Annotated in this window: 26 protein-coding genes and 4 tRNA genes; 16 read left to right on the top strand and 14 right to left on the bottom strand. The window is 70.0% G+C overall.

Annotated features, from left to right (window positions below; genetic code table 11):
* Positions 1 to 2 precede the first annotated feature (2 nt).
* The 3 genes from ACWDY5_RS34015 to ACWDY5_RS34025 form a co-directional block, all read right to left on the bottom strand.
* Entirely contained in the window at positions 3 to 1256 is a 1254-nt protein-coding gene (locus ACWDY5_RS34015; RefSeq protein ID WP_449726241.1) for a DUF6801 domain-containing protein, read from the bottom strand.
* Positions 1257 to 1259: 3 nt separating this feature from the next.
* Positions 1260 to 1880 (bottom strand): DUF6801 domain-containing protein, encoded by a 621-nt coding sequence (locus ACWDY5_RS34020; protein ID WP_449726242.1) that lies wholly within the window; start codon positions 1878 to 1880, stop codon positions 1260 to 1262.
* A 398-nt stretch (positions 1881 to 2278) separates the two neighbouring features.
* Positions 2279 to 2536 carry a hypothetical protein gene (locus tag ACWDY5_RS34025; RefSeq protein WP_449726243.1) on the bottom strand — a complete coding sequence of 86 codons (258 nt, stop codon included), beginning with the start codon at positions 2534 to 2536 and terminating at the stop codon, positions 2279 to 2281.
* 81 nt (positions 2537 to 2617) lie between these two features.
* Here ACWDY5_RS34025 and ACWDY5_RS34030 point away from each other — a divergent pair, with 81 nt between their 5' ends.
* Genes ACWDY5_RS34030 through ACWDY5_RS34050 form a run of 5 tightly spaced genes read left to right on the top strand, consistent with a single transcriptional unit; the run spans position 2618 to position 7712 of the window.
* A complete protein-coding gene (locus ACWDY5_RS34030; RefSeq protein ID WP_449726244.1) occupies positions 2618 to 5131 on the top strand; it encodes a DEAD/DEAH box helicase in 2514 nt (837 codons plus the stop codon).
* A 3-nt stretch (positions 5132 to 5134) separates the two neighbouring features.
* Complete coding sequence (locus tag ACWDY5_RS34035) at positions 5135 to 5725, top strand: Uma2 family endonuclease (protein WP_449726245.1); 591 nt, start codon at positions 5135 to 5137, stop codon at positions 5723 to 5725.
* 45 nt (positions 5726 to 5770) lie between these two features.
* Complete coding sequence (locus ACWDY5_RS34040; protein WP_449726246.1) at positions 5771 to 6121, top strand: RidA family protein; 351 nt, start codon at positions 5771 to 5773, stop codon at positions 6119 to 6121.
* Positions 6121 to 6759, top strand: a complete 639-nt coding sequence (locus ACWDY5_RS34045; protein ID WP_449726247.1) for a helix-turn-helix transcriptional regulator — start codon at positions 6121 to 6123, stop codon at positions 6757 to 6759. Before ACWDY5_RS34040 ends, ACWDY5_RS34045 begins: the two co-directional genes overlap by 1 nt.
* The gene (locus tag ACWDY5_RS34050) at positions 6756 to 7712 is read left to right on the top strand and encodes a threonine ammonia-lyase (RefSeq protein WP_449726248.1); all 957 of its coding nucleotides are present in this window, start codon (positions 6756 to 6758) and stop codon (positions 7710 to 7712) included. Before ACWDY5_RS34045 ends, ACWDY5_RS34050 begins: the two co-directional genes overlap by 4 nt.
* Positions 7713 to 7734: 22 nt before the next feature.
* Here ACWDY5_RS34050 and ACWDY5_RS34055 read toward each other — a convergent pair whose 3' ends face one another.
* Both ACWDY5_RS34055 and ACWDY5_RS34060 read right to left on the bottom strand, forming a co-directional pair.
* On the bottom strand, positions 7735 to 10482 hold the full coding sequence (locus ACWDY5_RS34055) for an FtsX-like permease family protein (protein ID WP_449726249.1): 2748 nt from the start codon (positions 10480 to 10482) through the stop codon (positions 7735 to 7737).
* A gap of 67 nt (positions 10483 to 10549) precedes the next feature.
* Positions 10550 to 11140 (bottom strand): helix-turn-helix transcriptional regulator, encoded by a 591-nt coding sequence (locus tag ACWDY5_RS34060; RefSeq protein ID WP_449726250.1) that lies wholly within the window; start codon positions 11138 to 11140, stop codon positions 10550 to 10552.
* 29 nt (positions 11141 to 11169) lie between these two features.
* Here ACWDY5_RS34060 and ACWDY5_RS34065 point away from each other — a divergent pair, with 29 nt between their 5' ends.
* The 3 genes from ACWDY5_RS34065 (at position 11170) to ACWDY5_RS34075 (ending at position 14308) form a co-directional block, all read left to right on the top strand.
* On the top strand, positions 11170 to 11979 hold the full coding sequence (locus ACWDY5_RS34065; RefSeq protein WP_449726251.1) for a LuxR C-terminal-related transcriptional regulator: 810 nt from the start codon (positions 11170 to 11172) through the stop codon (positions 11977 to 11979).
* Between the two features lie 83 nt (positions 11980 to 12062).
* Positions 12063 to 13094 (top strand): L-threonine 3-dehydrogenase, encoded by a 1032-nt coding sequence (gene tdh / locus ACWDY5_RS34070; RefSeq protein ID WP_449726252.1) that lies wholly within the window; start codon positions 12063 to 12065, stop codon positions 13092 to 13094.
* A 29-nt stretch (positions 13095 to 13123) separates the two neighbouring features.
* Positions 13124 to 14308 carry a glycine C-acetyltransferase gene (locus ACWDY5_RS34075; RefSeq protein WP_449726253.1) on the top strand — a complete coding sequence of 395 codons (1185 nt, stop codon included), beginning with the start codon at positions 13124 to 13126 and terminating at the stop codon, positions 14306 to 14308.
* On the opposite strand, the gene ACWDY5_RS34080 is transcribed toward ACWDY5_RS34075, so the two are convergent.
* On the bottom strand, positions 14305 to 14931 hold the full coding sequence (locus ACWDY5_RS34080) for a uridine kinase (protein WP_449726254.1): 627 nt from the start codon (positions 14929 to 14931) through the stop codon (positions 14305 to 14307). The genes ACWDY5_RS34075 and ACWDY5_RS34080 overlap by 4 nt on opposite strands.
* Before the next feature lie 75 nt (positions 14932 to 15006).
* Here ACWDY5_RS34080 and ACWDY5_RS34085 point away from each other — a divergent pair, with 75 nt between their 5' ends.
* The 3 genes from ACWDY5_RS34085 (at position 15007) to ACWDY5_RS34095 (ending at position 18115) form a co-directional block, all read left to right on the top strand.
* Entirely contained in the window at positions 15007 to 15486 is a 480-nt protein-coding gene (locus tag ACWDY5_RS34085) for a DUF4383 domain-containing protein (protein ID WP_449726255.1), read from the top strand.
* 466 nt (positions 15487 to 15952) lie between these two features.
* On the top strand, positions 15953 to 17068 hold the full coding sequence (locus ACWDY5_RS34090; protein ID WP_449726256.1) for a carboxylate-amine ligase: 1116 nt from the start codon (positions 15953 to 15955) through the stop codon (positions 17066 to 17068).
* Between the two features lie 9 nt (positions 17069 to 17077).
* The gene (locus tag ACWDY5_RS34095) at positions 17078 to 18115 is read left to right on the top strand and encodes an rRNA adenine N(6)-methyltransferase family protein (protein WP_449726257.1); all 1038 of its coding nucleotides are present in this window, start codon (positions 17078 to 17080) and stop codon (positions 18113 to 18115) included.
* On the opposite strand, the gene ACWDY5_RS34100 is transcribed toward ACWDY5_RS34095, so the two are convergent.
* Positions 18069 to 18980 (bottom strand): putative RNA methyltransferase, encoded by a 912-nt coding sequence (locus tag ACWDY5_RS34100; protein WP_449726258.1) that lies wholly within the window; start codon positions 18978 to 18980, stop codon positions 18069 to 18071. The two genes, ACWDY5_RS34095 and ACWDY5_RS34100, sit on opposite strands and share 47 nt — an antisense overlap.
* A 192-nt stretch (positions 18981 to 19172) precedes the next feature.
* Between ACWDY5_RS34100 and ACWDY5_RS34105 the strand changes: the two genes are divergently transcribed.
* Complete coding sequence (locus ACWDY5_RS34105; RefSeq protein ID WP_449726259.1) at positions 19173 to 20096, top strand: endonuclease/exonuclease/phosphatase family protein; 924 nt, start codon at positions 19173 to 19175, stop codon at positions 20094 to 20096.
* On the opposite strand, the gene ACWDY5_RS34110 is transcribed toward ACWDY5_RS34105, so the two are convergent.
* The 7 genes from ACWDY5_RS34110 to ACWDY5_RS34140 form a co-directional block, all read right to left on the bottom strand.
* The gene (locus ACWDY5_RS34110) at positions 20046 to 21647 is read right to left on the bottom strand and encodes an FAD-binding protein (protein ID WP_449726260.1); all 1602 of its coding nucleotides are present in this window, start codon (positions 21645 to 21647) and stop codon (positions 20046 to 20048) included. The two genes, ACWDY5_RS34105 and ACWDY5_RS34110, sit on opposite strands and share 51 nt — an antisense overlap.
* 73 nt (positions 21648 to 21720) lie before the next feature.
* Positions 21721 to 22560 carry a TauD/TfdA dioxygenase family protein gene (locus ACWDY5_RS34115; protein WP_449726261.1) on the bottom strand — a complete coding sequence of 280 codons (840 nt, stop codon included), beginning with the start codon at positions 22558 to 22560 and terminating at the stop codon, positions 21721 to 21723.
* 27 nt (positions 22561 to 22587) lie between these two features.
* Positions 22588 to 23064, bottom strand: coding sequence for an L-tyrosine/L-tryptophan isonitrile synthase family protein (locus tag ACWDY5_RS34120; RefSeq protein WP_449726262.1), 477 nt, complete (start codon positions 23062 to 23064; stop codon positions 22588 to 22590).
* Between the two features lie 380 nt (positions 23065 to 23444).
* Positions 23445 to 23516, bottom strand: a tRNA-Val gene (locus ACWDY5_RS34125).
* A gap of 56 nt (positions 23517 to 23572) precedes the next feature.
* Positions 23573 to 23980, bottom strand: a complete 408-nt coding sequence (locus ACWDY5_RS34130) for a TIGR02611 family protein (protein WP_449726263.1) — start codon at positions 23978 to 23980, stop codon at positions 23573 to 23575.
* Between the two features lie 66 nt (positions 23981 to 24046).
* Positions 24047 to 24898 (bottom strand): anti-sigma factor domain-containing protein, encoded by an 852-nt coding sequence (locus tag ACWDY5_RS34135; protein ID WP_449726264.1) that lies wholly within the window; start codon positions 24896 to 24898, stop codon positions 24047 to 24049.
* Positions 24895 to 25473: an RNA polymerase sigma factor gene (locus ACWDY5_RS34140; RefSeq protein ID WP_449726265.1), complete on the bottom strand. Its 579-nt coding sequence runs from the start codon at positions 25471 to 25473 to the stop codon at positions 24895 to 24897. The genes ACWDY5_RS34135 and ACWDY5_RS34140 overlap by 4 nt, the downstream gene beginning before the upstream one ends.
* Before the next feature lie 332 nt (positions 25474 to 25805).
* Between ACWDY5_RS34140 and ACWDY5_RS34145 the strand changes: the two genes are divergently transcribed.
* The 4 genes from ACWDY5_RS34145 to ACWDY5_RS34160 all read left to right on the top strand — a co-directional run bounded on the left by ACWDY5_RS34145 (position 25806) and on the right by ACWDY5_RS34160 (position 26682).
* A complete protein-coding gene (locus tag ACWDY5_RS34145; protein ID WP_185007996.1) occupies positions 25806 to 26231 on the top strand; it encodes an SsgA family sporulation/cell division regulator in 426 nt (141 codons plus the stop codon).
* A 159-nt stretch (positions 26232 to 26390) separates the two neighbouring features.
* A tRNA-Gly gene (locus ACWDY5_RS34150) sits at positions 26391 to 26463 on the top strand.
* Between the two features lie 71 nt (positions 26464 to 26534).
* Positions 26535 to 26606, top strand: a tRNA-Cys gene (locus ACWDY5_RS34155).
* A 1-nt stretch (position 26607) separates the two neighbouring features.
* Positions 26608 to 26682 (top strand) — tRNA-Val (locus ACWDY5_RS34160).
* Positions 26683 to 26954: the final 272 nt, after the last annotated feature.

The raw sequence follows: 26954 nt of genomic DNA on the forward strand, positions 1-26954 counted from the left end.
CCTCACTCATATCCGAGGAAGGTGAGGGTCAGGTTCAACGTGTTGCCCGGCCCGGAGATCAGTCCGGTCAGCAGCGAGTCCAGCGGCTCGGTGACACCGCAGTTGCCGAAGGGCGGGATGGTGTAGGTCGCGCTCATCGGGGTGGGCCTGGTGGGCAGGAACGGCGGCGGCGGCGGGGCCGAGACCAGGTTGATCACCGCGGGTTCCACGGTCCTGCAGTTCGGCCCCACGTCCAGGGGCACGCCGCCGACCTTGATGTCGCGCAGCTTGATGAACATCTTCGAGGTCGCCTTCACCTGGCCGCGTTCGATGATGCCCGCCACCTGGCCGACCGACTCGAACTCGATCACCGAGTTGTTGGGCACGAACCGGAACAGCACGAAGTAGCCCTTGGACGGCGGCAGGGTGAGGTCGCCCTTGATCTCGCCGACCGGCAGTTTGATGATCACTTCGGTGAGCATCTCGCCGGGGCCGATCTTGACCTCGGACTCCATCTTCTTGATCCGGGACACCCCTTCGACCTTGTACCGGATCCGCCGGGCGAACGGCCCCACCTGCTGGTCCTCACCCGCGCCCGGCACGGTGGTTCCGGTGCTGGGCAACGGTTTGCCGCCGCTGGTGGGCACCGGCAGGGCGCCGCTGGGGCCGGGCACGGTGGTCAGGTTCCGCCCGGTGACCGGGAGCTTGACCAACTGGGCGTCCTGCCCGTCGTCCTTGGCGCACTTGAGGATCAGCGGCGGCCCGTCGTCGGTGGCCGAGCCGAGGGTCAAGGTCAGCTCGGTCGCGGTGACGGTCAGGTCGCCGGGTTGTGCCGGGGTGAGCGCGGGCGCCTTGCCGGTGGCGACGACCTTCAGCTCCCCCTTCTCCGGCACCTCGGTGGCCGCGACGCTCAGCTCCGCCGCGGTGACCGCGGCGGAGAGTCCCGCGCCGTTGACGGCGAGGCCGAGACCGGCGGTGCCGATCACCGACTTCGCGCCGCCGAGGGCGGGCAGCACCGTCTCCGGCAGGGTCGCGGTGACGGTGAGGGCGGACTGGACCGGCGCGCCGACCGAGCCCGAGGCCGGGAACACGCCCGCGACCTCGGTGACCACCGCCTGGGCGGTCAGCTCCGGCGCGGTGCAGGTGTAGGCGATCCGGCGGGCTGTCGATTCGGCGGCCGCGCTGCCGTCGCCGACAAGGGAGACGCCGAGTGCCGGCACCAGCAGCGCCGCGGCCGCGAGGGCCCCGAGCCGGTGCGCCGATCCAGTCCGGGTCATCTGCTACTTCCTCGCCGCGGCGACCGGGATCTCGCCGAGCTTGAGGTCCTGCCCCGGGTTCTCCTTGCAGGGCAGGTCGAAGGTGCCCAGCTCGGTCGGCGAGCCGTCGGCCTTGCGCGGGGTCAGCTTGGCGTCGAACCCGCCGCTGACGATCGCCTGGGCCTGGCCGGGGTTGTCCACCGTGGTCGGCGGGACGTCGCCGGTGGCGGGCACGGTCAGGTCACCGGTGTCCGGGATCGGGGTGGACGGCACGGTCATGCCGTTGATGTCGACCGTCTTGCTCACCCCGGCCGCGTCCTTGACGTCGAAGTGCGCGACCGCGGAGCCGTCCAGGCTCTTGGCCTCGAACAGGTCGAAGGCCTCCACGATCCGCTCCGGCACCAGCACGCTGACCTTGAAGTCGGTGGCCTGGGCGGGCTGGCCGACCACGGCCGAGTCCGGCAGGTTCACCGAGATGGTCACCTGGAGCTCGTCGGGGCCGATCAGCGGGAACTCGCAGGTGTAGGTCAGGGTCTTGGTGACCGGCACCGCCTGCGCGACCCCGGCGCCGACAGCGGCGAGGGCCAGGCCGGCGAGCACGGCTGTGGTCCGAGTCAAGATGGTGGTCAAGTGGCGTCGAGCCATGTGAACTTCTCCCTCGGTCAGCGAGCGTCATTGTTCGCCGAATTCACTCGAACGACTCGTTGACAGAAAAAATCCGGGGCAGGGGAGTCGCCGAAAGAAACCCGGAAGGCAGGCGGCAATACGGCAGGTGACCTGCACGAACGGCCTCCTACTAGCCGGTAGGTTACTGTCGTGTGTCATAGCTAGGCAAGAACCAAACCGAGGAAACTCCCCCAAGAGGCCAACATTTCGCCGGTTTTGTCACCACCCTGACAATCCACTCCGCCGAACGTGCTCACCAGGGCACCAATTTCCCGGGTCAAGTTGTCAGCGCATCAAAATAATGACCCGATGGAGTGATGAGGGCGCACCCATTCCCCGGCATAGGCGTTTGCGATACCACCGAAATGCGCCGCCGGTTACGCCGAACGCCCGGCTTCCGCCTGCGACAACGGCCGCGCGACCGACTCCGGGGACTTGCCGGCGGCCGCCACACCGAGCACCAGCTCGGCCACGCCGCCGGCCAGGTAGCCGCCGGCAGCGAGCCGGGCACGTCGAAGAAGCGGCCGAGCACCAGCGCCCAGCGCGCCCCACGGCAGCCGGTCCAGCCGCGCCGGAATGGCCGTCTCCACCTCGCCCGCCACCTGCCGCGGCCGCTGCTCGTCACCGAGACGCATGAGCGCCGGGATACCCGGTCGGTCACCAACCGCTCCCCGCTGGTGACCAGGTCAGCCGGGTAAGGCACGATCGGGGGCACCATGACGCTCACCGAGTACCTGCCGGACGGCCAGGATCCCGACGCCCTGTTCGACGCCTTCAGCACCTGGGCCGCGGGCCAGGGGATCGAGCTGTACCCGGCGCAGCAGGAAGCGCTGATCGAGATCGTCTCCGGCGCGAACGTGATCCTGTCCACGCCGACCGGCTCCGGCAAGAGCCTGGTCGCCGCGGGGGCGCACTTCGCCGCGCTGGCGAACAAGCAGCGGACCTTCTACACCGCGCCGATCAAGGCGCTGGTCTCGGAGAAGTTCTTCGCGCTGATCGAGATGTTCGGCGCGGAGAACGTCGGCATGATGACCGGCGACTCCAGCGTCAACGGCGACGCGCCGATCATCTGCTGCACCGCGGAGATCCTGGCCAACATCGCGCTGCGCGACGGCGCGGACGCCGAGGTCGGCCAGGTCGTCATGGACGAGTTCCACTTCTACAGCGAGCCCGACCGCGGCTGGGCCTGGCAGGTCCCGCTGATCGAGCTGCCCAAGGCGCAGTTCCTGCTCATGTCGGCCACCCTGGGCGATGTCAGCCGGTTCGAGACCGACCTGACCCGGCGCACCGGCCGCCCCACCTCGGTGGTCAGCTCGGCCGAGCGCCCGGTGCCGCTGTTCCACTCCTACGTCACCACGCCGCTGCAGGAGACCATCGAGGAGCTGCTCTCCACCCAGCAGGCCCCGATCTACGTGGTGCACTTCAGCCAGGCCGCCGCGCTGGAGCGGGCGCAGGCGCTGATGAGCATCAACGTCTCCAGCCGCGCGGACAAGGACGCGATCGCCGCGCAGATCGGCAAGTTCCGGTTCACCGCCGGGTTCGGCAAGACGCTGTCCCGGCTGGTCCGGCACGGCATCGGCGTGCACCACGCCGGCATGCTGCCCAAGTACCGCCGGCTGGTGGAGCAGCTGGCCCAGGCCGGTCTGCTCAAGCTGATCTGCGGCACCGACACCCTGGGCGTGGGCATCAACGTGCCGATCCGGACCGTGGTGTTCACCGCGCTGAGCAAGTACGACGGGGTGCGCACCCGCATCCTCAAGGCGCGCGAGTTCCACCAGATCGCCGGCCGGGCCGGGCGGGCCGGGTACGACACGGTGGGCAACGTGGTGGTCGAGGCGCCGGACCACGTGGTGGAGAACGAGCGCGCGCTGGCCAAGGCCGGCGATGACCCGAAGAAGCGGCGCAAGGTGGTGCGCAAGAAGCCGCCGGAGGGTTTCGTCTCCTGGGGCGAGCCGACCTTCAAGCGGCTGGTCGAGGCCGAGCCCGAGCCGCTGACCTCCAGCTTCCAGGTCAGCCACGCCATGCTGCTGAACGTGATCAACCGCCCCGGTGACGCCTTCGCCGGTATGCGGCACCTGCTGGAGGACAACCACGAGGACCGCCCGGCGCAGATCAAGCACATCCGCCGCGCGATCGCGATCTACCGCGCCCTGCTGGCCGCGGGCGTGGTGGAGAAGCTGGACACCCCGGACGAGGACGGCCGCACGGTCCGCCTGACCGTGGACCTCCAGTTCGACTTCGCCCTCAACCAGCCGCTGTCCCCCCTGGCGCTGGCCACCATCGAGCTGCTGGACCGGGACTCCCCGACCTACGCGCTGGACGTGGTCTCGGTCATCGAGTCCACAGTGGACAATCCCCGCCCCGTTCTTTCCCAGCAGCAGTTCCGCGCCCGCGGCGAGGCCGTCAACAAGATGAAGGCCGAGGGCATGGAGTACGAGGCGCGGATGGAAGCCCTGGAGGAGGTGACCTGGCCCAAGCCCTTGCAGGACATCCTGGAAGCGGCCTACAACATGTACCGCCGCGGCCACCCCTGGGTCGCCGACCACGAGCTCTCACCGAAGTCGGTGGTGCGCGACATGTACGAGCGCGCCATGACCTTCGTCGACTACATCGCCTTCTACCAGCTGGCCCGCTCCGAGGGCCTGGTCCTGCGCTACCTGGCGGATGTCTACAAGGCCCTGCGCCAGACCGTGCCGGACGACGCCAAGACCGAGGAGCTCACCGACCTCATCGAATGGCTCGGCGAACTGGTCCGCCAGGTCGACAGCAGCCTGCTGGACGAGTGGGAACAGCTCCGCAACCCCACCGACGAGGACGACCCCGAACAGTCCACAGTGGACACCGCCCCACCCCCGGTCACCGCCAACCCCAGGGCCTTCCGGGTCCTGGTCCGCAACGAGCTGTTCCGCCGCGTGGAGCTGGCCGCCCGCCGCGACTTCTACACCCTTGGCGAGCTGGACGCGCACGCCGGCTGGGACGCCGAGCGCTGGCGGGAGGCCCTGGAGCCGTACTTCGAGGAGTACGACGAGATCGGCACCGGCCCCAACGCCCGCGGCCCGGCCCTGCTGATGATCAACCAGGACGAGCACCCCGGTCAGTGGGTGGTGCGCCAGGCCTTCGACGACCCGGCCGGCGACCACGACTGGGCGATCACGGCCGAGGTGGACCTGGCGGCCTCGGATGAGGCGGGCAGCGCGGTGGTGCACGTGACCGAAGTCGCCCCAGCCTGACCGATGTCTGGGGCGAACTGGCCTTATCCGCCACCGAACGGCTGGACCGCCGCCGATCTCGACCGGATCGGCGGCGACGGACCGTGCGCGGAGCTGGACGTGCTCCAGCGCATCGAGCTGGTCGACGGCGAGCTGATCGTCATGGCGCCGCGGACCGAGTTCCACCGCCGCGTCGTGGAACGTCTGCGGGACGAACTCCACCGGCAGGCACCCCCGGAACTCACCGCCACCCGCGAGATGGACGTGGTGCTCGGCCCCCGCCAGCGCCCCTGCCCCGACGTCTCCGTGGCTGCCGCCACCGCCGCCCGCGACCTGGACCGCACCTTCTACCAGCCCGAAGACGTCCTGCTGGTGGTCGAGGTGGTGTCCAAGTCCTCGGAGATCCGGGACCGGGAGACCAAGCCCCGCCGCTACGCCGAGGCGGGCATCGCGCACTTCTGGCGGGTGGAGAACAACTCCGGCACCCCGGTCGTCTACGTCTACGAGCTCGACCCGGCAAGCCGCTCCTACGCGCTGACCGGCATCTTCCACGACCGCCTGGAATGCCGCGTGCCCTTCCCAGCCGACATCCGCCTGGACACCCTGGTTCGCTAGCTCACAACTCTTGGACACTCAGTCCAGCAGTTGTACATTTCGTCCATGACCGACGAGCACCCGTACTCCACCGCCTTCCGCAGCGGCGACCTGGTAGCCGTCTCCGGCCGCCTCGGCGTCACCGAACCGGGCGTCCTGACCCCCGGTGGCTTCCCCGCCGAATGCGCCCAAGCCTTCGCCAACCTCGACGAAGCCCTGGCCGAGGCGGGCGCGCGGCGCAGCGACGTAGTGCAGGTGACCGCCTACCTCACCGACATCGGCGACCGGGACCGGCTCAACGCCGCCTTCGCCGCGTTCTTCGCCGAGCCCCGGCCCGCGCGCACCTGTGTCGGCGTGGCCAGCCTGCCCTACGGCGCCTGCGTGGAGATCGACGCGCTCGCCAGGGTTGTCGGCTGATGGCGGAGCGGGAGGCGATCCTGGCGGCGCTGGGGCCGGTGGCGGAGGGGATCGTGGCCACCTTCGGCGCGTGTTGTGAGGTGGTGGTGCACGACTTCCGGCGGCCGGCGAACTCGGTGGTGGCCATCGCGGGCGCGGTCACCGGGCGCGGGGTGGGCGGGGCGATGAGCGAGATCGGCATGGGGCTGCTGGCCAGGGGCGATGACGCGGCTGACCAGCTCAACTACATCACCCGCACGCCGGCGGGCAAGATGGTCAAGTCCTCCACGATGTTGTTGCGGGACAGCGACAACACCGTCTTCGGCGCGCTGTGCGTGAACCTCGATCTCACCGGTCTCACCCAGGCCCAGCAGCTGCTCGGCGGGCTCGCCGGGGTGGACAACCCGCTGCCCGCGCCGACCACCACCTTCGGCGACGACATCGACGCCGTGATCGACTCCATTGTGGACAGACGTCAGCTGGCCGATCCACGCCCGTGGGCCGAGCTCGGCCGGGAGGAGCGGCTGGCGCTTTTCCAGGACCTCAACGAGCAGGGGGTCTTCGCGGTGCGCCGCGCGGTGCCCAGGGTCGCCTCCCGCCTGGGCATCTCCCGGGCCTCCGCCTACAGCTACCTCGCCCAGATCAAGGAGAACGCATGACCTCCCTCCCGGTGACCCTGGCCGACGTGCGGGAGGCCGCCGCCCGGCTGGCCGGGGTGGCGCACCGCACCCCGGTGCTGCGCTCCCGCCAGCTCGACGACCTGGTGGGCGCGCGGGTGCACCTCAAGTGTGAGAACTTCCAGCGGATCGGCGCGTTCAAGTTCCGCGGCGCCTACAACGCGGTCTCCCGGCTTTCCGCGGCCCAGCTGCGCACCGGCATCGCGGCATATTCCTCCGGCAACCACGCCCAGGCCGTGGCGCTGGCCGCCCGTGAACTGGGCAGCAGCGCGGTGATCCTGGTGCCCGAGGACACGCCACAGTCCAAAAAGGACGCGACCACGGGCTACGGCGCGGAGCTGGTCACCTACGACCGCTACACCGGCGACCGGGTCGCCATCGGCGACAAGCTGGCCGCGGACCGCGGTCTCGCGCTGATCCCGCCGTACGAGCACCCGCACGTGATCGCCGGTCAGGGCACCGCCGCGCTCGAGCTCCTGGCCGAGGTCGACGACCTGGACACCGTGCTCACCCCGGTCGGCGGCGGCGGGCTGATCGCCGGTTCGGCCACCGCGGCCAAGGGCGTCTCCCCCGGCATCCGGGTGGTCGGGGTGGAACCCGAGGCCGGTGACGACACCCGCCGCTCGCTGCTGGCGGGCGAACGGGTCTCGGTCCCGGTGCCGCGCACCATCGCCGACGGCCAGGCCGCGGAGATCCCCGGCGAGCTGACCTTCTCGATCAACCGGCACCTGGTGGACGAGGTGGTGCTGGTCAGCGACGAGGAGATCCGGGCGGCCATGCGCTTCGCCTTCGAGCGGCTCAAGATCGTGCTGGAGCCCAGCGGCGCGACCCCGCTGGCCGCGCTGATGACCGGCAAGCTGCCCACCGGCGGCCGGGTCGGCGCGATCCTCTCCGGCGGCAACATCTCCCCGGAACGGTTCGCCGAGCTGATCTAGGGCGTGTCCGCCGGGTCACGCCCTAGGTGTGCCTGCGGTCGATCCGCACCCGGCGGCGCACGCAGGCCAGTGCCACCAGGGCGGCGATCGCGGGCACCACCACCAGCACGAACCCGATCACCGGCCAGGGCAGCACCAGCTCGTACGGCAGCGCCACCGGCCCGTCCCGCCACATCCGGCGCGCGCCCTGGGCGGAGACCACCGCCGCGGGCAGGATGCCGACCAGCACGCCGAGCACGCTGCCCAGGCCGGAGATGATCAGTGACTGGGTCACCGCCAGCGCCCGCCGGGTGCGCAGCGAGGCGCCGACGGTGGCCAGCATGACCGAGTGCCGCCGGGTGTCGATCAGCGACAGCACGGTGGCGGTCACCGCGGCCGTGGTGCTCAGCAGCGCGGTGCAGGCCAGCAGCAGCAGCGCGAACAGCGCCGCCTCCCTGGTCGTGCCGCGCTCCACGTAGCCGCTGAGCCCGAAGGCGCGCACCACCTCGCCGATCCGGTCCTGCTCGAACCGGCTCAGCCGCCGGCCCAGCTCGATGTCCAGGCCGCGCAGGCTCGGCGCCACCCCGGTCCGCGCCGCGGTCTCCGGCGGCAGCACCACCAGCGCCGAGCCGACCTCGCTGGGCACGGCCAGCGCGGGCAGGGCGAGATCATGGCTGCCCTGCGGGGTGTTCACCACCAGCCTGGCCATCCCGTCCTGGACGTACCTCGCGTCCAGCACCACCGCCTCGCCGCGGGCCAGCGCCGCCGCCGCGGCCGGGTCGGTGACCCCGCTGACCCGGCGCAGCAGCTCGGCGTCGCCCACCAGCACGGTGCCCAGCAGCCGCCGGTGGTGCACGCAGTCCGGTCCGCCCGGTGGCAGCCACTGCTCCCTGGTGGTCCACTCCGGCCCGCACCCGGCAGCCGGGGACATGGCCACCTCCACCGTGTGCGGGCAGCCCCCGCCGCCACAGCGGTCCCAAGTCCCCGGCAGCGCGTTGACCTCGGCGAAGGAGCGCGCGGGCAGCGCCTCGCCCAGGGTGCGCCGCAGCGCGTCCCACCCGGGCGGGCGGGTGGCCGCGTCGGGCACCAGGACCGCGGCGTGCCGGTCCGGCAGGGTCGGCCAGTAGCGGCCGGAGGTGTAGGCGTTGCGGGTGACGTCCAGGGTGGCCAGCGCGATGGTGCCGATCACCACCGCCATCACCGCGGCGATGGCCGGCGCGCTGCGCGCCCGGTGCCTGCCCAGCTCGCGCAGCGCGATCCGCACGCTCACCGGCAGCGCGGGCGCGAGCGCGGCGATCCCGCCGACCAGCGCGGGGAAACAGGCGAACAACCCGACGCTGATCAGCACCGTGGCCACCGGCACCAGACCGCGCCAGTCCAGCGCGAAGGCCGCCGCGGCGGCCACCGCCAGCCCGGTGAGCACCAGCGCCGCGCCCAGCACCGGGGTCACCCTGGACGGCCGCCGCTCGCTGCGCCGGTCGGCCAGCAGCTGCCCGGCCCTGGTCCGGCCGGCCCGCACCGCGGGCACCACCGCCGCGGCCAGCCCGGCGAAGATGCCCAGTGCGAACGGCAGCACCAGGTCGTCAAGGCCCACCTGGAACCGCCAGATCCGCGGCAGGTCGAACCGGTGGAGCAGCTCGATCAGCACCCCGGCCCCCACCGTGCCGACCACGCTGCCCAGCACCGCGCCGCCCAGGCCGAGCAGCAGGCCCCACAGCAGCAGCAACAGCACCAGGTGCCCGCCGCTGGCCCCGTTGGCGACCAGCGCGCCCAGCTGCCGCCGCCCCAGCCGGATGCCGACGGCGAACATCGCCCCGCCCAGCAGCACCACCTGGACCACCGCGATCCAGACCAGCAGCATGCCCAGCCGCTCGCCGGTGGACTGGCTGCGATCCTGCCCGCCAGTCAGGTCGTCGATGAGCAGGTCGTGGAAGCTGCGGTAGGCGCCGGTGGGGTCACCGGGCAGCGGCACCCGCTCCGGCGGCGGCGGCTCGGTCACCGCGCCCTTGGAGTACACCGCCAGCCCGTGCTCGTTCGCCGCCAGCACCCCTGGCCAGTCGAAGTCCTTGTCCACCAACCACATCCGACCGCCGAGCCGGGGCAGCTCACTGGGCGGCAGGCTCGCGGCCAGCTGCTCGTAGAGCGCGCCGGGCTGGGCGTAGAGCACCAGCTCGCCGTGGTCCCTGCTCGGCCGGGCCACCCCGACCACCAGGAAGGCGCGTCCGGCCTCGGGCACGGAGACGGTGGCGCCGAGCTCGATCCCGGCCGCACGCAGGAACTCCGGCGAGGCGGCGATCTCATCAGTGCCCTTCGGCGCCCGGCCGCGCAGGTGCTCGGTGATGCCGTGGGTCAGCGGATGGAGGTAGTCCAGCTCCTGAAACTGGGCGCTCAACCGGGTCTGCCCGGCCTGCGCGGTCAGCAGCGAGCGGGTCATGGTCAGCGCGGTCGCCCCCGGCGGCAGCTCCGGCCGGGTCGCGTGCCGGTGCGCGGGGGCGCCCTCCCCCGGCGGCGCGGGCCGCACCTGGGAGCCGTCCAGGTTCTGCAGGATCGGCACGTCGCCGTAGCCTGCGTCGGTCAGCCTGGCCCCGGCCTGGCCGATGGTCTGTTCGATGGTGCGGCGCGGGGTGGTGCGCTGGGCGTCGGAGAGCACGTCGCTGAGCAGGGTGGCGGCCACCGGCACCGAGATCATCACCGCCAGCGCCAGGCTCGCGCCCCTGGTCGCGCTGATCCAGCGCAGCACCAGCCGCAGCACCGCCCGCACGGCGGGCCGGCAGAACACGCCGCGCCGCATCGACCGTCCCTTCAGGACCGGGTTCCCGCTCCTTCAGCGGCAGTCTTCCCGGCGGGGACGGCTCAGGTCATCCTCCGACTCGCCCGGGTTCGGCCTGTTCGGTCACCGGCGCGGCGGCCGAGGCCTGCCCGGTCGCCTCGGCCTGGGCGCGGCGGGCCAGGCGCTGCTCGCACTGCTCCAGCCAGCGCACCTCGGCCTCGGCCTGGAACACCAGCGAGTCCAGCACCAGCAGCCAGGCCAGGTCCTCATCGGCGGAGGCCTGCGCCTTGAGCCGGGTGTAGTTCTGCAGCACCCGCAGCGTGTGCAGCCGCTGCACCCGGACGATGCCGCGCGCGTCCACCCCGGGTAGCGCGGCGGCCAGGGCGATCTTGATGGCCAGCTCGTCGCGCGCGGGCGCGCCGCGGTCCACCGGGGACTGCAGCCAGCGCTGCACCTCGCCCCGGCCGCCGTGGGTCAACCGGTAGTAGATGTGGCCCTCGGCGTCCTGCCCGGCCGGTTCGACCAGGTCGTCGCGTTCGAGCCGTCCCAGCGTGGTGTAGACCTGCCCGATGTTGAGCGGCCAGGTCGACCCGGTGCGCGACTCGAACTCGGCGCGCAGCTGGAAGCCGTACTTGGGCCCCTGCTGTAACAGGGCCAACAGGGCCTGGCGGATTGACATGACCCCGTAGGTACCACCTCCGACCGCGCTTGTCGCCCCTCCTGTCGAATCTGGTTTGGACCAGTTGCCGGGACGGCCACTGGCACAAGCAGGACGAATTGAAAATTCAAAAGAGCATACAGTGCCAGCATATCGAGTATGCTACTCTGCGAAACCCCTGGCGCCGCCCCTGCATTCCCGAGGTTTCCATGGCCGTCCAAGCAGATGTCCGGGTATTCGTCATTGATCCGCAGCCTATTGTCATCGCCACCCTGCGCACCGTGTTCGCCGGCACCGGCGACATCGCCCAGGTGGGCGGCGCCACCTCATGGCGTACCGCGTATCCCCAGTTCAGCCGGTGTCATCCGGATGTCGTACTCCTGGAGCTGGCCAGCACGCTGGACGACGGCCTCGAACTGATCCGGCACTTCCGCGAATACCACCCCGGCACCGAGGTCCTGGTGTTCAGCGGCGAAGGACGCCGGGTGCTGTGCGCATTACGCGCGGGCGCCCGCGGTTTTCTGCTGAAATCGACCGGCCGGGCCCAGCTCATCGAGGCGGTGCGCCGGGCACGCGCCGGGATCGCCACCGTGTCACCAGAACTGCTGTCCCAACTGGTGGCCGAGGTCCAGCAGGACGGCAGCAGGCCAAAACTGTCGGCCCGCGAACTGGACGTGCTCCGGCTGGTCGCCGCCGGTCACCGCAACACCGACATCGCCCGCGACCTGTTCGTCACCGAGGCCACCGTGAAGAGCCACCTGCAACGGGTCTTCAGCAAGCTCAAGGTCAACGACCGGGCCGAGGCGGTGCGGGCCGCGACGGCCGCCGGACTGCTCTGTGCAGAAGGACTGAATCGCTAGTTCAGTAATCGTCGATGGACGCATGCGCACGTGCGCACCCAGACTCAGGCATCGCGTAACCGCTAGTTGTCTGGAGATGCCTGGTGAAAGCACTGATCAAGGCGAAGGACGAGCCCGGCCTGTGGCTGGAGGAGGTCCCGATGCCCGCCGTCGGCGCCGAGGACGTGCTGGTGCGCGTGCGCCGCACCGGCATCTGCGGCACCGACCTGCACATCCAGGACTGGGACGACTGGGCCCGGCGCAACGTGCCGGTGCCGCTGGTCACCGGGCACGAGTTCGTCGGCGAGGTGGTCGAGGTCGGCTCGGCGGTGCGCGAGGTCGCCCTCGGCGACCTGGTCAGTGGCGAGGGCCACCTGGTCTGCGGCAAGTGCCGCAACTGCCTGGCCGGGCGGCGGCACCTGTGCGCCCGCACCAAGGGCCTGGGCGTGCACCACAACGGGGCCTTCGCCGAGTACGTGGCGCTGCCGGCCAGCAACGCCTGGGTGCACCGCAACCCGGTGGACCTGGACGTGGCCGCGATCTTCGACCCGTTCGGCAACGCGGTGCACTCCGCGCTCAGCTTCCCGATCATGAACGAGGACGTGCTGATCACCGGCGCGGGCCCGATCGGCGTGATGGCCGCCGCGGTGGCCAAGCACGCCGGCGCCCGGCACGTGGTGATCACCGACGTCAGCCCGTACCGGCTGGAGCTGGCCGAGAAGGTCGGCGTCTCACTGGCGCTGGACGTCAGCAAGCACGCCATCGCCGACGCGCAGCGCCAGCTCGGCCTGCGCGAGGGCTTCGACGTCGGGCTGGAGATGTCCGGGCAGCCCTCCGCGCTGCGCGAGATGATCGCGAACATGACCCACGGCGGCCGGATCGCGATGCTCGGCCTGCCCAGCAAGGAGATCCCGGTGGACTTCTCCACCGTGGTGCTCAACATGCTCACCATCAAGGGCATCTACGGCCGGGAGATGTTCGAGACCTGGTACTCGATGTCGGTGCTGCTGGAAGGCGGCCTCGACCTCAGCCCGGTGATCACCCACCGGTTCGGCCACGAGGACTTCGAGGAGGCCTTCGCCACCGCCCGCGAGGGGCGCTGCGGCAAGGTCATCCTCGACTGGACCACGAACTGAGCACCCACCCCAGCACGGAAAGGGACCTGATGTTCGGCAGCATGCGCGAGGACCTGCGCAACAGCCTCCAGGAGATCCGCGAGGCCGGCCTGTACAAGGCCGAGCGGGTGATCACCACCCCGCAGAACGCCTCGGTCGGCGTCGGCGGCGGCCCGAAGGTGCTCAACTTCTGCGCCAACAACTACCTCGGCCTCGCTGACCACCCCGAGGTGGTGGCCGCGGCCAAGGCGGCGCTGGACGAGTGGGGCTTCGGCATGGCCTCGGTGCGGTTCATCTGCGGCACCCAGCAGATCCACAAGGACCTGGAGTCCCGGCTGTCGGCCTTCCTCGGCACCGAGGACACCATCCTGTACAGCTCCTGCTTCGACGCCAACGGCGGGTTGTTCGAGACGCTGCTCGGCGCCGAGGACGCGGTGATCTCCGACGAGCTCAACCACGCCAGCATCATCGACGGCATCCGGCTGTCCAAGGCCAAGCGCTTCCGGTACAAGAACCGCGACATGGCCGACCTGGAGCGCTGCCTCATCGAGGCCAAGGACGCCCGCTACCGGCTGATCGCCACCGACGGCGTGTTCTCCATGGACGGCTACCTGGCCCCGCTGGACGAGATCTGCGCGCTGGCCGAGAAGCACAACGCGCTGGTCATGGTGGACGACTCGCACGCGGTTGGCTTCACCGGCCCGACCGGCGCCGGCACCCCGGAGCTCTTCGGCGTGCAGGACAAGGTGGACGTGCTCACCGGCACCCTGGGCAAGGCCCTCGGCGGCGCCAGCGGCGGCTACGTCTCCGGCCGCGCCGAGATCGTGGAGCTGCTCCGCCAGCGCTCCCGCCCGTACCTGTTCTCCAACTCGCTGGCCCCCGCGGTCACCGCCGCCTCGCTCAAGGCCCTCGACCTGATCAGCACCTCCGGCGACCTGCTGGAGAAGCTGCGCCAGAACACCGAGCTGTTCCGCCGCGAGATGACCGCCCGCGGCTTCGACGTGCTCCCCGGCGAGCACCCGATCGCGCCGGTCATGATCGGTGACGCGGCCGAGGCGGGGCGGATGGCGGAGGCGCTGCTGGAGCAGGGCATCTACGTGATCGGCTTCTCCTACCCGGTGGTGCCGCACGGCAAGGCCCGCATCCGCACCCAGATGTCGGCCGCGCACAGCACCGACGAGGTCTGGCAGGCGATCCAGGCTTTCGAGAAGGCCCGCGAAACCCTGAAGGGCTAAGGCTCGACCAGGGCGGGATGCCGAGGATCATCGACCCGGACAACCAGATCGGCCAGGTTGTCCGGGTCGACCTCCTCCGCGTACCGCTGGTAGGCGGGCAGCGTCCAGTGCAGATCCGGGGCCGTGCGGCGGGCCAGCGCCGCCTCGGAGAGTCGCAAGTGGACGGTCAACTCCAGCGGAAGTCCTTGTCCCATCAGCAGTGTGCCGTCCAGCAGCAGCACCCCGCCCGGCGGCAGTGGCACCCGCTCGGCCCTGGTCGCCCGGTCCGTGACCGGGTTCCACAGGCTGGGCAGCACCAGGCCGGATCCCTGTGGCGCCAACGGGTCCAGCACCTCCCGGCGCAGCGCGCCCGCGTCCAGCCAGTTGAGGTAGAAGGAGTCCGGGTCGCGCCTGCCGTGTTCCAGCCGCAGCGAGGCCGGGCGCAGGAAGTCCCCCGCGGAGACCCGCAGCACCGGCCTGCCGCGCACCCGCAGCGGCTCGGCCAGCGCGTCGGCCAGCAGGCCGGGCTCGGCCGCGGCGGCCCCGTCCACGGCGACCCTGGCCCACAGTTGCCTGGGCAGGGCGGCGATCCGGTCGGCGACCTCGGTCACCAGGACGTCGAAGGACACCGGTCGCACCCGCATCCCCCCATCCTGCCAACACCTGCGCGTTTGGCCGGGAACGGCCCGGGTAGCCCGGGGTCCACGAGGAGGTGTGCGATGAGTGAGCGAGTCCGGCCAGCTCGGTTCCCCTGGCCGCAGATGGTCGCGCTGAGCACTGGCGTGATCTTCTTCCTGCTGGGACTCGGCGGTTTCGCCGTCACCGGCTTCACCGACTTCTTCCGGCACGACCCGGTCATCGACGCGCTCGGCTTCACGGTGAACCCGATGCACAACGTGATCCACTTCGTGCTCGGCATCATCGGCGGGATCTGCGCCAGCGGACTGCGCGCCACCATGGCCTACGGCTGGATCCTGATCGTCGGCTACGGCGCGGTCCTGGTCTACGGCCTGTTCGTCACCGGCGACCCCGCGCACGACCTGCTCAACCTCAACTGGGCGGACAACGTGCTGCACCTGGCCGCCGTCGGGGTCGGCGTGCTGATCGTCATCGGCGCCAACCGGATCGGCCGCGAGGACGGCTGGGTGGTGCCGCGGCCGGGTGCCCCGACCCCTGGCCAGTCAGCCAATCGGGGGTGAGCTACTGCACGTGCTAGTTCCGGAACAAGAGGGAGTGGTAGACCGTTGAACCAGTTGACTGACGCGTGCCAGATCCGGCGACGAGCATCCCGAGAGTCGCCGTCGAGCCCGGGTGGCATGCGGTGAACCCCCCAGACCACCGCCTCCCCCATCCGGTGGAGATCGCCGCGTCAGTCCACCGCCGTCGGTCGGTAACACCCCCCTCGCCGGCCGACGGCCCCCTTCGTTTTGGGGAACAAACGGCAAGTGCGATAAGTTGTACTTGGTGGTCGGCGTGTTACGTGTCCCCCGGGCTCACTTTCCGCCTTCATGGAATACCGTTCGGCTGGAGCCATGTCGTGCCTTTCGCCGAGAGGCGACCTAGCGCGTCGACCGCCCCAACTTCCCCGGCAACCGCCGGGATGCCCCGGGTAGCCACCCGGATGCGCGCAGCCTTCGCCCGCCCCACTGCGGCAGGGTGATGGGCATGAGCGAGTGGACCTTCGGGGTCGAAGAAGAGTTCATCCTCGTCGACGCGGACACCGGCAGGCTGGCGGCCCAGGCTGCGGCCGTGCGCCGCGGCGCCGACGCCGGCGGATCCGATGAGCAACTCCAGGAGGAGCTGACCCGCTTCCAGGTGGAAACCGCCTCGCCGGTCTGCACCACCGCAGAGGAGCTGACCCACCACCTGGCCCGGCTGCGCGGCAGGCTGGCCGACAGCGCCCGCGAGCTGAACCTGTGGCTGCTGGCCACCGGCACCGCGGTCTTCCCGGAGCCCTGGCCGCCGCCGCTGGCCGGCAAGGACCGCTACCAGCTCATCGCCGAACGCTACGGCGGCCTGGTGGACACCCTGTGCGGCTGCCACGTGCACGTGGCCATCCCGGACGCCGAGTTCGGCATCCGGCTGTCCAACCACCTCCGGCCCTGGCTGCCGCTGCTGCTCGCGCTGAGCGCGAACTCCCCGTTCTCCCGGGGCCAGGACAGCGGCCACGCCAGCTGGCGGCACGTCAGCTGGGCCCGCTGGCCGTCGGCAGGCCCGCCGCCGTTCTTCGACTCCCCCGCCCACTACGACGCCAGCGTGAGCGCTCTCCTGCGAGCCGGGGCGGCCCTGGACCGCAAGATGGTCTATTGGGACATCCGCCTGTCGGAGGCCCAGCCGACCCTGGAGGTCCGGGTCTGCGACGTGGCGGCCACGGTGGAGGAGGCGGTGCTGCTGGGCGTGCTGGTGCGCGCGCTCGCCCAAGCCGCCAGCCACGACATCGAGGCCGGGGTGGCCGCGCCGCGGATCCCGCACGAGGTGCTGCGCGCCGCGCTGTGGCGGGCCGCGCGGGACGGCCTCGGCGGCCACTGCCCCGATCCGGAGTCCGGCTCGTTGCTGCCGGTCAGCGCGGTGCTGCGGCGTGCCCTGCGGCGGCTGCGGCCGTTCCTGAGCGCCAACGGCGAGCTGGAGCTGGTCGAGCGGCTGACCGAGCACCTGTTCACCGTGGGCGGCGGCGCGCAGCGGCAGCGGCAGGCGATGGCCCGCCGCGGCGAGCCGATGGATGTGGTCGAACTGCTCGCCAGGCAGACCACGGTTTCGTCATTACTGGACTCGCCCAGCTAGCGTAGGAGGGTGCAACCAGGTCGTCCGCCGCGTCAGCGCCAGCCCAACCACTCCAGTGTCCACCTGCTGTCCTCCTCAAAGGTGATCAGCGACCTGGTGGTGAACGCCCGGCTGGGCCCGGACGACCTGGTCATGGACCTGGGCGCGGGCACCGGTGCGATCACCGCCGAGCTGGTCCGCACCGGGGCCCGCGTGCTCGCGGTGGAGCGGGACGAGGAGTTCGTCGGCGACCTGGAGCGCCGCTACGGCGAGCACGAGAACCTGCGGGTGGTGCACGACGACCTGCTGTCGGTGCCGCTGCCGCACCGGGAGTTCGCGGTGGTGGCCAACATCCCGTTCTCCATCACCACCGCGCTGCTGCGCCGCCTGCTGAACACCCCGAACGGCTCGCTCACCCAGGCTGACCTGCTGGTGGAGTGGGGCCTGGCCAAGCGCCTGACCGCGGCCTGGCCGAGGGACCTGGAGAACGCCTGGTGGGCGGCCCGGTTCGAGATCGCCATCAAGCACCGGGTCCCGGCCACCGCGTTCCGGCCGGCCCCCAAGGTCGACGCCGCGCACCTGGTGCTGCAACGCAAGTCCGGCCAGAGCCGCCACCTGCAGGGCGTGATCTGGGCGCTGCTGAGCACCGCCTACGGCTCGCCGAACACCCCGGCGCGGGCCGCGCTGACCTCGTTCATCACCAGGGGCCGGGCGCACCGGATGCTGCACGAGATCGGCATCGAGTCGCAGGCCCCGGTGGGCACCATCAAGCTCAGCCAGTGGCTGGGCATGGCGGATGAGCTGGCCGCGGACCGCTCGCTGTCCTGGCCGCCGCTGCCGAAGAACCTGCGCACCGACGGCAGCCGCCGCGAGGAGTCCACCAACCGCGGCCTCCGCGCGCCCCAGGGCAAGGCAGCCGCGCAGGGCCGCTCCGGCCAGGGCAAGCCGGCGCACGGGAAGTCGGACCAGGGGAAGTTCGGGCACGGGAAGTCGGACCAGGGCCGCACCGGCCAGGGCCGCGCTACCGGCAAGCCCGACGGTAAACCGCGACGCGCACCGAAGCGCTGACCGCACAAGGCTCCGGCAGCACACCGATCCGCCCGGCCAGCTCGGCCGGATCGGTGTGCCAGGCGCTCGGCCCCATCCCGACCACGGTCGCGATGTCCCGATGCGCCAAAGACAACTCGAACGAGCGAACCTCATCATCAACCCGGGTGAAATAGGCCCCGAGCTTCTCCTCCACCCGCCATGCCTTGCCCTCGTCCACCCGCAGCAGCCCCAGCGCCGCCACCAGCTCACCGAGGTGCCCGGCCTCCGGCGTCACCACCACCAGCCGCCCGCCAGGGGCCAGGATCCGGGCCAGCTCGGGCCCGTTGCGCGGCGCGAACACGTTGAGCACCACCGAGGCCACCCCGTCCCGCACCGGCAGCCGCCGCCACGCGTCACACACCACGGCCCCCAGCCGAGGATGTTCCCTGGCCGCCCGCCGCGCCGCGAACTTGGACAGGTCCAGCGCCAGCCCCACGGCCTCGGGCGCGCCGCGGAGCACCTGCCCGAGGTAGTACCCGGTCCCCGCGCCGAGGTCGACCACGGCCCCACCAGTCGCCCCGCCCGCCACCGAGGCCTTCCCAGCCGCCGCCTCTTCCCGGGCCGCCGCCGCCGCTCCGGCCGCCGCCAGCGCCTCCCCCGCCGCCGCGCTCACCGCCGCCGCGACCGGCCGGAAATGCCCAGCCCCCAGGAACTCCGCCCGCGCCGCCACCATCGCCGCGGTGTCCCCGGTTCCCGCCCCCGCATCTCCCGCGAGCAAGCTCAGGTACCCCTGACGCGCCACGTCGAAGGAGTGCCCCGCCGCACACCGCACCGCCCGCCCCTCGGCGGCCAGCCCCAGCCCGCAGTGCGGACAGGCCAGCAACGGCAACACCTCTGAGATCACCGCGCCACTCCACCACAGGCGCCGCCGCCCAGCTCACGCAGGTGCCCGGCCACCGGACCGTGCCCCAGGCCCCCACCCGGCCCCCTACGCCTTCCGGCGGATTTCCCTTACCGGCCACCACATCGACACGTTCGGCCGCACCGGGGCCTGGCAGGGTGAACGGGATTGCCCCCGAAACCCCGCGGAGGAACCATGTCCCGGCGAGCCCACCGCGCGAAACCGTTGCTGGCAACGCTGTTCTGCGCCGCCCTGGCCGTCCTCGGCCTGACCCAGGCCACCCCCGCGCTGGCCGGAGCGGCCCCGGTGATCGGCCCGGCCCGCGGCGACACCCTGCACGTGATGTCGTTCAACCTCCGCTACGCCGCGAGCACCCAGCCGAACTCCTGGCCGGTCCGCCGCCCGGTGCTGGCCGAACTGCTGCGCCGGGAACAGCCCACCGTGCTCGGCACCCAGGAAGGCCTCTACGGCCAGCTGAAGGACATCGAAGCCGACCTGCCCGCGCACTACGACTGGATCGGCCTCGGTCGCGCGGGCGGCAGCCAGGACGAGTTCATGGCGGTCTACTACGACACCCGCAGGCTGACCCCGCTGGCCTTCGACCACTACTGGCTCTCCGACACCCCGAACGTGATCGGCTCGAAGTCCTGGGGCAACCGGGTCATCCGCATGGTCACCTGGGTCCGCTTCGCCGACCGCCGCACCGGCGCCGAGTTCGTCACCGTCAACACCCACTTCGACCACGAGTCGGAGAGCTCCCGCCAGCGCAGCGCCGAACTGGTCCGCGACCGGATCAACGCCCTGTCCCCCGGCCTCCCGGTCATCCTCACCGGCGACTTCAACACCGCCGCCGGCAGCACCCCGGCCTACGACATCCTCCGCACCGGCGCCACCCTCACCGACACCTGGCCCGCCGCCACCGAACGCCGCACCCCGCTACACGCCACCTTCCACGGCTACCGGCCGCTGGTGCCGGGCGGCGACCGCATCGACTGGATCCTCACCAGGGGCGCGACGAGCATCCGGGCCGCGGCCATCAACACCTACGCCCGCAACGGCCAGTTCCCCTCAGACCACCTGCCGGTCCAGGCCCTGCTCACCCTCGGCCGCCCCGCCTGAACCGTTGCGCGCAAAGGAAAACGCAGCCGGCATCAATGACTCCAGATAGCCAACGATCGAAGAAGGGTCAACAATCGAGGCGGACGAAGCGATATACGAATCGGGTCGCACCAGCAGCAACTGATTTGAATAGGGACACTCTTCGACCCAATAAAGTCCTTCGCCAGGAGTGTCGCGCACCTGAATTGTCCGCACAAATGGCGGCAGGTCGAAATCTGGCTCTTTATCGCCAAAGACGAGAAGCGTAAAGAAGCGGTAGTCGAGCAACGAGTAGATCCGCGTTTGTTTACTTGCCGGAAGCGCACCCGGCGCGTCTCCGACCTGAGAATAGACCATGAAGTCGAAAAGCCGAGAGCCCGCGAGACCCTGTTCGCCGTAGCGAATTCCCATGCCGGTAATGTTGCCCGCCCTCCTCTCGACCATCTTGACGTAATCCACCGCGTGAGTTCCACCCTCGGAGTACTTGGTCGATCGCACCAGTGCCCCAGAGGTTTCAACTACACTCAGCGCGACCGGCTTGCGCTCGTGCTCGTACGTTCGCAGGATCTCCGTCGAGGAGTCCGCGTTGACGGTCATGCCAATCTTCCACATAAGGTTGAACGCATCCGACAAGCCGGTGTTCAACCCTTGTCCACCATTTACCGAATGAATGTGGCAGGCGTCACCGACCAGATAGACCCGGTCGTCGACAGAAAACCTCTCCGCAACGGACTCCTTGACCGAGAACCGGGAGAACCATTCAATTTGCTTCAAGGTCACCTTGTGCGGGTGCATGGCCCTATTGATCTTGGCGATAACTTGTTCCAGGTCGAACTCGACTAGGTCCATTCTCACATAGAAGCGATCGATCTCCCCTTCACGCGGGATCCATGCCACATCCGACGTGTCGACCTGGAAGACGATGATCTCCGGAACCTTGGGGAAGTCAGTCTCGAAAACTCCATCCAAGACAGCCCAAACCAGCTCCGGCCGAGTTATCTCGAACGGGATACCGAAGAAACCTCGGACAGATGAACGTGAGCCGTCCGCACCGATGACGAACTTCGACTCAACCAGTTCTCCGGAGGACAGATTTGACCGGCAGCCACTCTCGGCGATTTCGACGTGGTCGACCGAGGTGTTGCGCCGCACCACGCAGTCCATTTCACTGACTTTGCGATCCAGCAACCTCTCGACGAATGCCTGACCAAGCATCAGAAAATGCTTGTGAAAACATCCCTCCAGATTGTCCCACCAGGTGGACTGGCGAGAAACGAACTTGCCGTCAGCCCACACCGAGCTGGTATTGCAGGTCTTGCCGAGCCGATAAAGGTCATCAAAAAGGCCCACAACCTCCAGCAACTGCAGCGAGCGCGCGTTCAACGCGTCGGCCCGGCCTGTGCGAAGTGGTTCTGACGACTTGTCAACTATCAGGACGCGTAGGTTGTACAGTCGTCCGAGCAAAGCGCACAACAGACCGACCGGACCTGCCCCGACGACGAGAACATCAACCTTGAGTTCACCGGCATTGATTCGACCGTTCTCGGACTGCGCGGGGGTCTCGTTCGACACGACTAATATCTCCGACCATCGGCTTGCGGGGAGCGCTGTCAACAATACGGGTCAACCCGTGCGTCCATCGCATTCATGAGCGGATCAACGCGGGGTTGTCCAGCGGCGGGTCACCGAGCACGTGCACCCGGCGCAGATGCCGGGGCGCCCGGCTGGTGAAGGCCTCACGTCCGTGCAGCAGCGTGTAGTTGTCGGAGACGACCACGTCGCCGTCCTGCCAGGTGTGCGCGTAGAAATGCCCTGGCGCGTAAAGAGCTTCCCGGAGACTGTGGTGGAACCGCTCCAGCTCCTCCGCGCCGACGCCGGTGAACTCGAGGTCGGGATGGTTGATGAAGTCCGGGTCCCCGGCGATCGCGGGCTCGCCGTAGCGCAGCACCGGGAATCCACCGACGGGATGCGTGGTCACCACCGGGGAGACGGCTGCACTGTCGTAGAACTCCATCTTGCGACGGTAGGTGCCGGTGACCCGCTCCCACAGCTGCCGGGTGCGCGGGTCCGCATCGGCCAGCACCGCGGGCGTGTTCGAGAAGGTGGTCCGGCCGCCCTGGTGCTCGCCGGGGGCGCTGACACAGTGAAAGATCTGGAACTCCGGCACCTGCGGCCGGTACATGCCGTCCCAGTGCAGCGGAACGTAGCTGTGGTCGAAGATGTGGTCGTCGGGCTGGTCGTGCTCGACCAGTTCGAGGACCGCGCCGAAGGGCCACATGGCGATCTCACCCCAGCCGCCACACCACCCGGTGAGTTCGGCCGGCCCGGCGAAGGTGGAGAAGCCCCGCAGCAGCACAAGATGGTGGGTCCTGGCCAGCTCGCGCAGCCGGTCGACCGGCAGCTCGGTCACCGCGGCGCCAGGCCGCGCCGGACGCACCACTACCCCGAACGGGCTCAGCTTCTCGACGGCGAAATCGGCGGTCATGTCCTTCTCCTTGTCCGGCAACACGTTCTAGGCGACTTCGGCGCGGGACCGCGGCAGCGCGAAGTGGCTCGGCCGCCCGTCCCCGCTGACCAGTTCGGCCCCCGCGGCTTCGGCCTCGGCGCGTTTCATGAGCACGAACCGATCGCCCAGATCGACCGCGACGCTGTGCCAGGGGGTGAGCCAGCTGCCGGCGGTCTCGGCCAGGTGGATGCCCAGTTTCGGGGCGCCGCAAGGCTGCGGGTGGATGGACAGGCGCACCGCCTCGGGGAAACGCTCGACCAGCAGGTCACCCCAGGCCTTGCTGCGCTGCATCATCCGATATGCCCCTGCCCGCGCAGCCCGCTGCAGGGCGGACCGACTGCCCTGATACGCCGGAGTGTCCCCGTCCTCGAACAGGAACCGGGTGAGAGCGCGGTACAGCTCGACGTCAACGCCGGCGCGGACCCGCTCCCTGATCGCGCCGAGGTCCTCGGCATAGGCCGCTCGCAGCGCGGTGCACGACACGCCACAGGCCCGCCAAGCTTGCGCTGGTGGGCAAGCACCAGCGCCATGCTGCTCTCGGCGACCCACCGTGCTTCCTCCGACATGCCAAGCCTTCCATCCGGTCTTCGCGAACTTCAGCGTGACCGAGCGGCAAGGCCGTCCATACTGACTTCTCGGTATGACACGGCGTAATGAAAGCGAGCCTCACGGTTTCCGGACTACCGGCGGAGATGGCCGTCACGTCATCGGGATCCTCGTACTTCACCGCTGCCCGGTGTCCGGCCAGGGTGCCGTACCCCGTTGACATCGAGTCCGGCCTTCGAGGGCCGCTGCTGTGCTCACTGCTGTACGGAATGGAAAGAGGCTCTGGAGATTGTCTCTCCAGAGCCTCTGACCTGCGGTGGGCGATACTGGGATCGAACCAGTGACCCCTTCGGTGTGAACGAAGTGCTCTCCCGCTGAGCTAATCGCCCGGGTCTTCCCGCCCTGCCTTCCGGCCGGGCAGGAAGAACATTACACGATCCACTCGCTACCGCGAAAACGGGGTCCTGGCCCACGGAAGGTCCAGGTCAAACCACCCGGCGATCATGCCGAAGACGTTGAGCAGCCACAGGGTCGTCAGCACCACGAGGCCGGTGGCGGCGAGCACGCCCCAGCGGACCGCCCAGTGCTGGCGGCGCAGCCAGCGGGTCCAGGCGTCGTACTTGGACTTGGCGAAGGCGAGGACCTTGCCGGCCCAGGAGAACTCGGTGGCCAGGATGGCCAGGCCGGCGAAGACGACCAGCCAGCCGGGGCCCGGGTACGGGATGAGCACGATGCCCAGTGCCAGCACCAGGCCGCCGACCACGCCGACCGAAATCCGGAAGACGAGGCGGAGGGTGGGGCTGTTGCGGATCTTGGCGGCGAAGCCCCAGCGCTCGGCGAGGCGGTCCAGCACGTGGGGCTGGGCGCCGTCCTTGGTGAAGCCCGCGGGCTCGTGTTGTTCGGAGGTGCTGCTCAGCGCCTACTCCAGGTTTCCTTGGCCCACGACGGTCGTCGGGCTCGCGGGTGCGGCACGCCCGTCCTCCAGGGACACCGCGTACCCGGTGAACTGCGGCGCGTTGTCGCCCCAGCTTACGGTCCGGGGCTCGATTTCCGGGCCCGCCACGTCGAAGGCGCCCAGCGCCCTCGGCGGCTGCCCCGGGCTGGACAGGCCCCACAGCACGTAGATCTGCCGGGACTGGTCGTTGGCCGGCAGGTCCATCGGCACGATCGCTCCGCGACCGCCCGCGGCGACCATCATCGCCACCGGGTGACCGTCGCTCGCGGCGCCGATGAGGGCGCGGCGCATGTTCGGGTCGCCGACCAGCTGCACCGCCTTGGTCAGCGCGGCGGCGCGGGCGGCCTCGGCGTCACGTTCGGCGCCGAGCTGGAGGACCCGGATGCCCAGTCCGCCGATCGTGACCACGGCCAGCACCGCCGCGGCCACGGCCAGCCACCGCCGGTTGCCCGGACGAACAGACTTGCGGGCATCGCGCCGGTTCGAAAGTTCATCATGAGGCTGCCGTTCGCCGACCGTTGGCGACACTTCGGCGATAACGCCGGAATGGCTCCCCGAATGGGCGGGCACCTGGGGTTCTTGGTCAATTCGGGCGAACAGGTTCGCCCGAAGGTGCGGCGGTGGATCCTCTTGCGGCACCGCCGCGCCGAGTTCGGCGCCGATCTCCTGGGTGGCCGCGACCACGTCCCGGCAGCGCGCGCAGCCGGGCAGGTGCGCCTCGAACTCGGCCACCTCCGCCGGTTCCAGCACGTGCAGCGCCCAGCCGGTCGCCAGCTCCTCGTGGGGGCAGTCCAGGCCCCGAAACTCCGTGTTCACCGCTGCTCCCCGAGGTCACGGTCCTGGTCGTTGCCGCTGGTCAGCAGCGTGCGCAGCCGGCGAACCGCGGCGAACATCCGCGACTTCACCGTGCCGAGCGGGACGCCGGTCATGGTGGCGACCTCGCACTGGGTGTAGCCGCCGTAGTAGGCCAGCACGACCACTTCCCGCTGGTCCTGACTGAGTTCGCCGAGCGCGCCGCGCACCTGCTCGCCCAGCACGCCGGTGATCGCCGCGGCGTCCGCGCCCGGTGCCTCGCGCTCGCTCGTCATGGCCTGTTCGGCCTGCGCGGCCGAACGTTTGCGCTGGGTGTTCTCCCTGCGCACGGCGTCCACCGCGCGGTGGTGCACCACGGTCAGCAGCCAGGTGCCGACGCTGCCCCGCTCAGCCTGGTAGCGACCTGGATCGCGCCACAGTGTGAGGAAAGCCTCTTGCACGACGTCCTCGGCGAGCTGGGTGTCGACACAGACACGTTTGGCCAACGAGTACGCCTGTCGGCAGTACCGGTCGTACAGGCTTGCGAACGCTACGCGGTCACCTTCCGCCAACCGGGTGACGAGCTCGCGGTCGGTCACTCCTCCGGCGGGCCGCCCGTCTTGTTCAGCGGTGCTAGCGTGGTCGAGCCGTGCAGCCGGGTATCTCGGCCGATCAGCAACCAAGGGGTTCCTCACATCCAGCGTTCGCACAACGGCGCGGACCGGTTCAGGCTAGACCTCGAAGCCAAATCCAGACACGATGACTGACCACTCAGCGCAACGCTCTGGTCGCCCACCGAAGTAGTTCTGCCCCGGATGGGTGATCTATCGGCCATAGGCGAGCGCAACTGGCCACTCCCACGTCACAAATACAACGCATGGCCGTTCCTAGGGCGGCAGGCAACGGCAGCAGTGCAGAAAGGCGGGCGACGATGCGCAACGACCATGTGACCCTCCGTTCCACGGCGGTCTTCGACCTCCTGGCCCCGCGGACCCCCGCGGTCCCGGTCCAGGTCGAGCTTCGCTACGACACCCGCGACCCGTACGCGGTGGTGGCCGCCTTCCGGACCGGGCGCACCGGCTGGGTCGACTGGGTCTTCTCGCGCGATCTGCTCGCCGACGGCCTCATCGCCGACGCCGGTGACGGCGACGTGCGCATCCGCCCGGCCGTGGACGACCCCGAGGTGGTCGTCATCGAGCTCAGCTCCCCGTCCGGCCACGCCATGTTCGAGGCCTCCGCCCAGGAGCTCGCCGACTTCCTGGACCGCACCTACGACCTGGCCGCCCCTGGCAACGAGAACCTGTGGGTCAACATGGACGAGGCCCTCTCCCAGTTGCTCTCCAACGACCTGAGCTGAGGAAACGGCGCGCGGTGCGGCGCGCGCCCGCGGTGGGGGACCCCCGATTTGATCCGGCTCCCCCTTGTCCGATAAGGTTCTCCTCGTTGGACGGCAACAGCGAAAACCCCCGGTAACACAGGGGGAAGCAGCACGGAAACTTCGCCTCGCCGAACACATGCGGATGTAGCGCAGCTGGTAGCGCATCACCTTGCCAAGGTGAGGGTCGCGGGTTCGAGTCCCGTCATCCGCTCTGGGCGGCTCGTTCACGGGCCGGACCTCTGTAGGGTCGTGATCTTCGGAGCGCGGCTTCCCACAGGGAACGGCGGAGTGGCCGAGTGGCTTAGGCAAGGGCCTGCAAAGCCCTGTACGCGGGTTCGATTCCCGCCTCCGCCTCGGACGATTAGCTCAGCGGGAGAGCACTACCTTGACACGGTAGGGGTCACTGGTTCAATCCCAGTATCGTCCACCAGAAACATGCAGGTCAGAGACTCGCCGACATCGCGTCGGCGGGTCTTTTCTTCTTTCTGACCGTCAGCGTGCCCGGGAACCCAGCTGACGACATGAGCTGGAGGGGCTGGGAGGGCTGTACACCTCGCGGGTATGAGCCTCGATCTGGTGGTTCGGCAAGGGGTGAGCCAGGACCAGATCGGCCCAGCGCTGTCGGTTCCCCGGGGCGATCGAGCTGGTCATGACAACCAAGACCCCGGGGACCCGCGGCGCACACGCCCGAACCCACACACC

The organism is Crossiella sp. NPDC003009 (assembly GCF_053591555.1).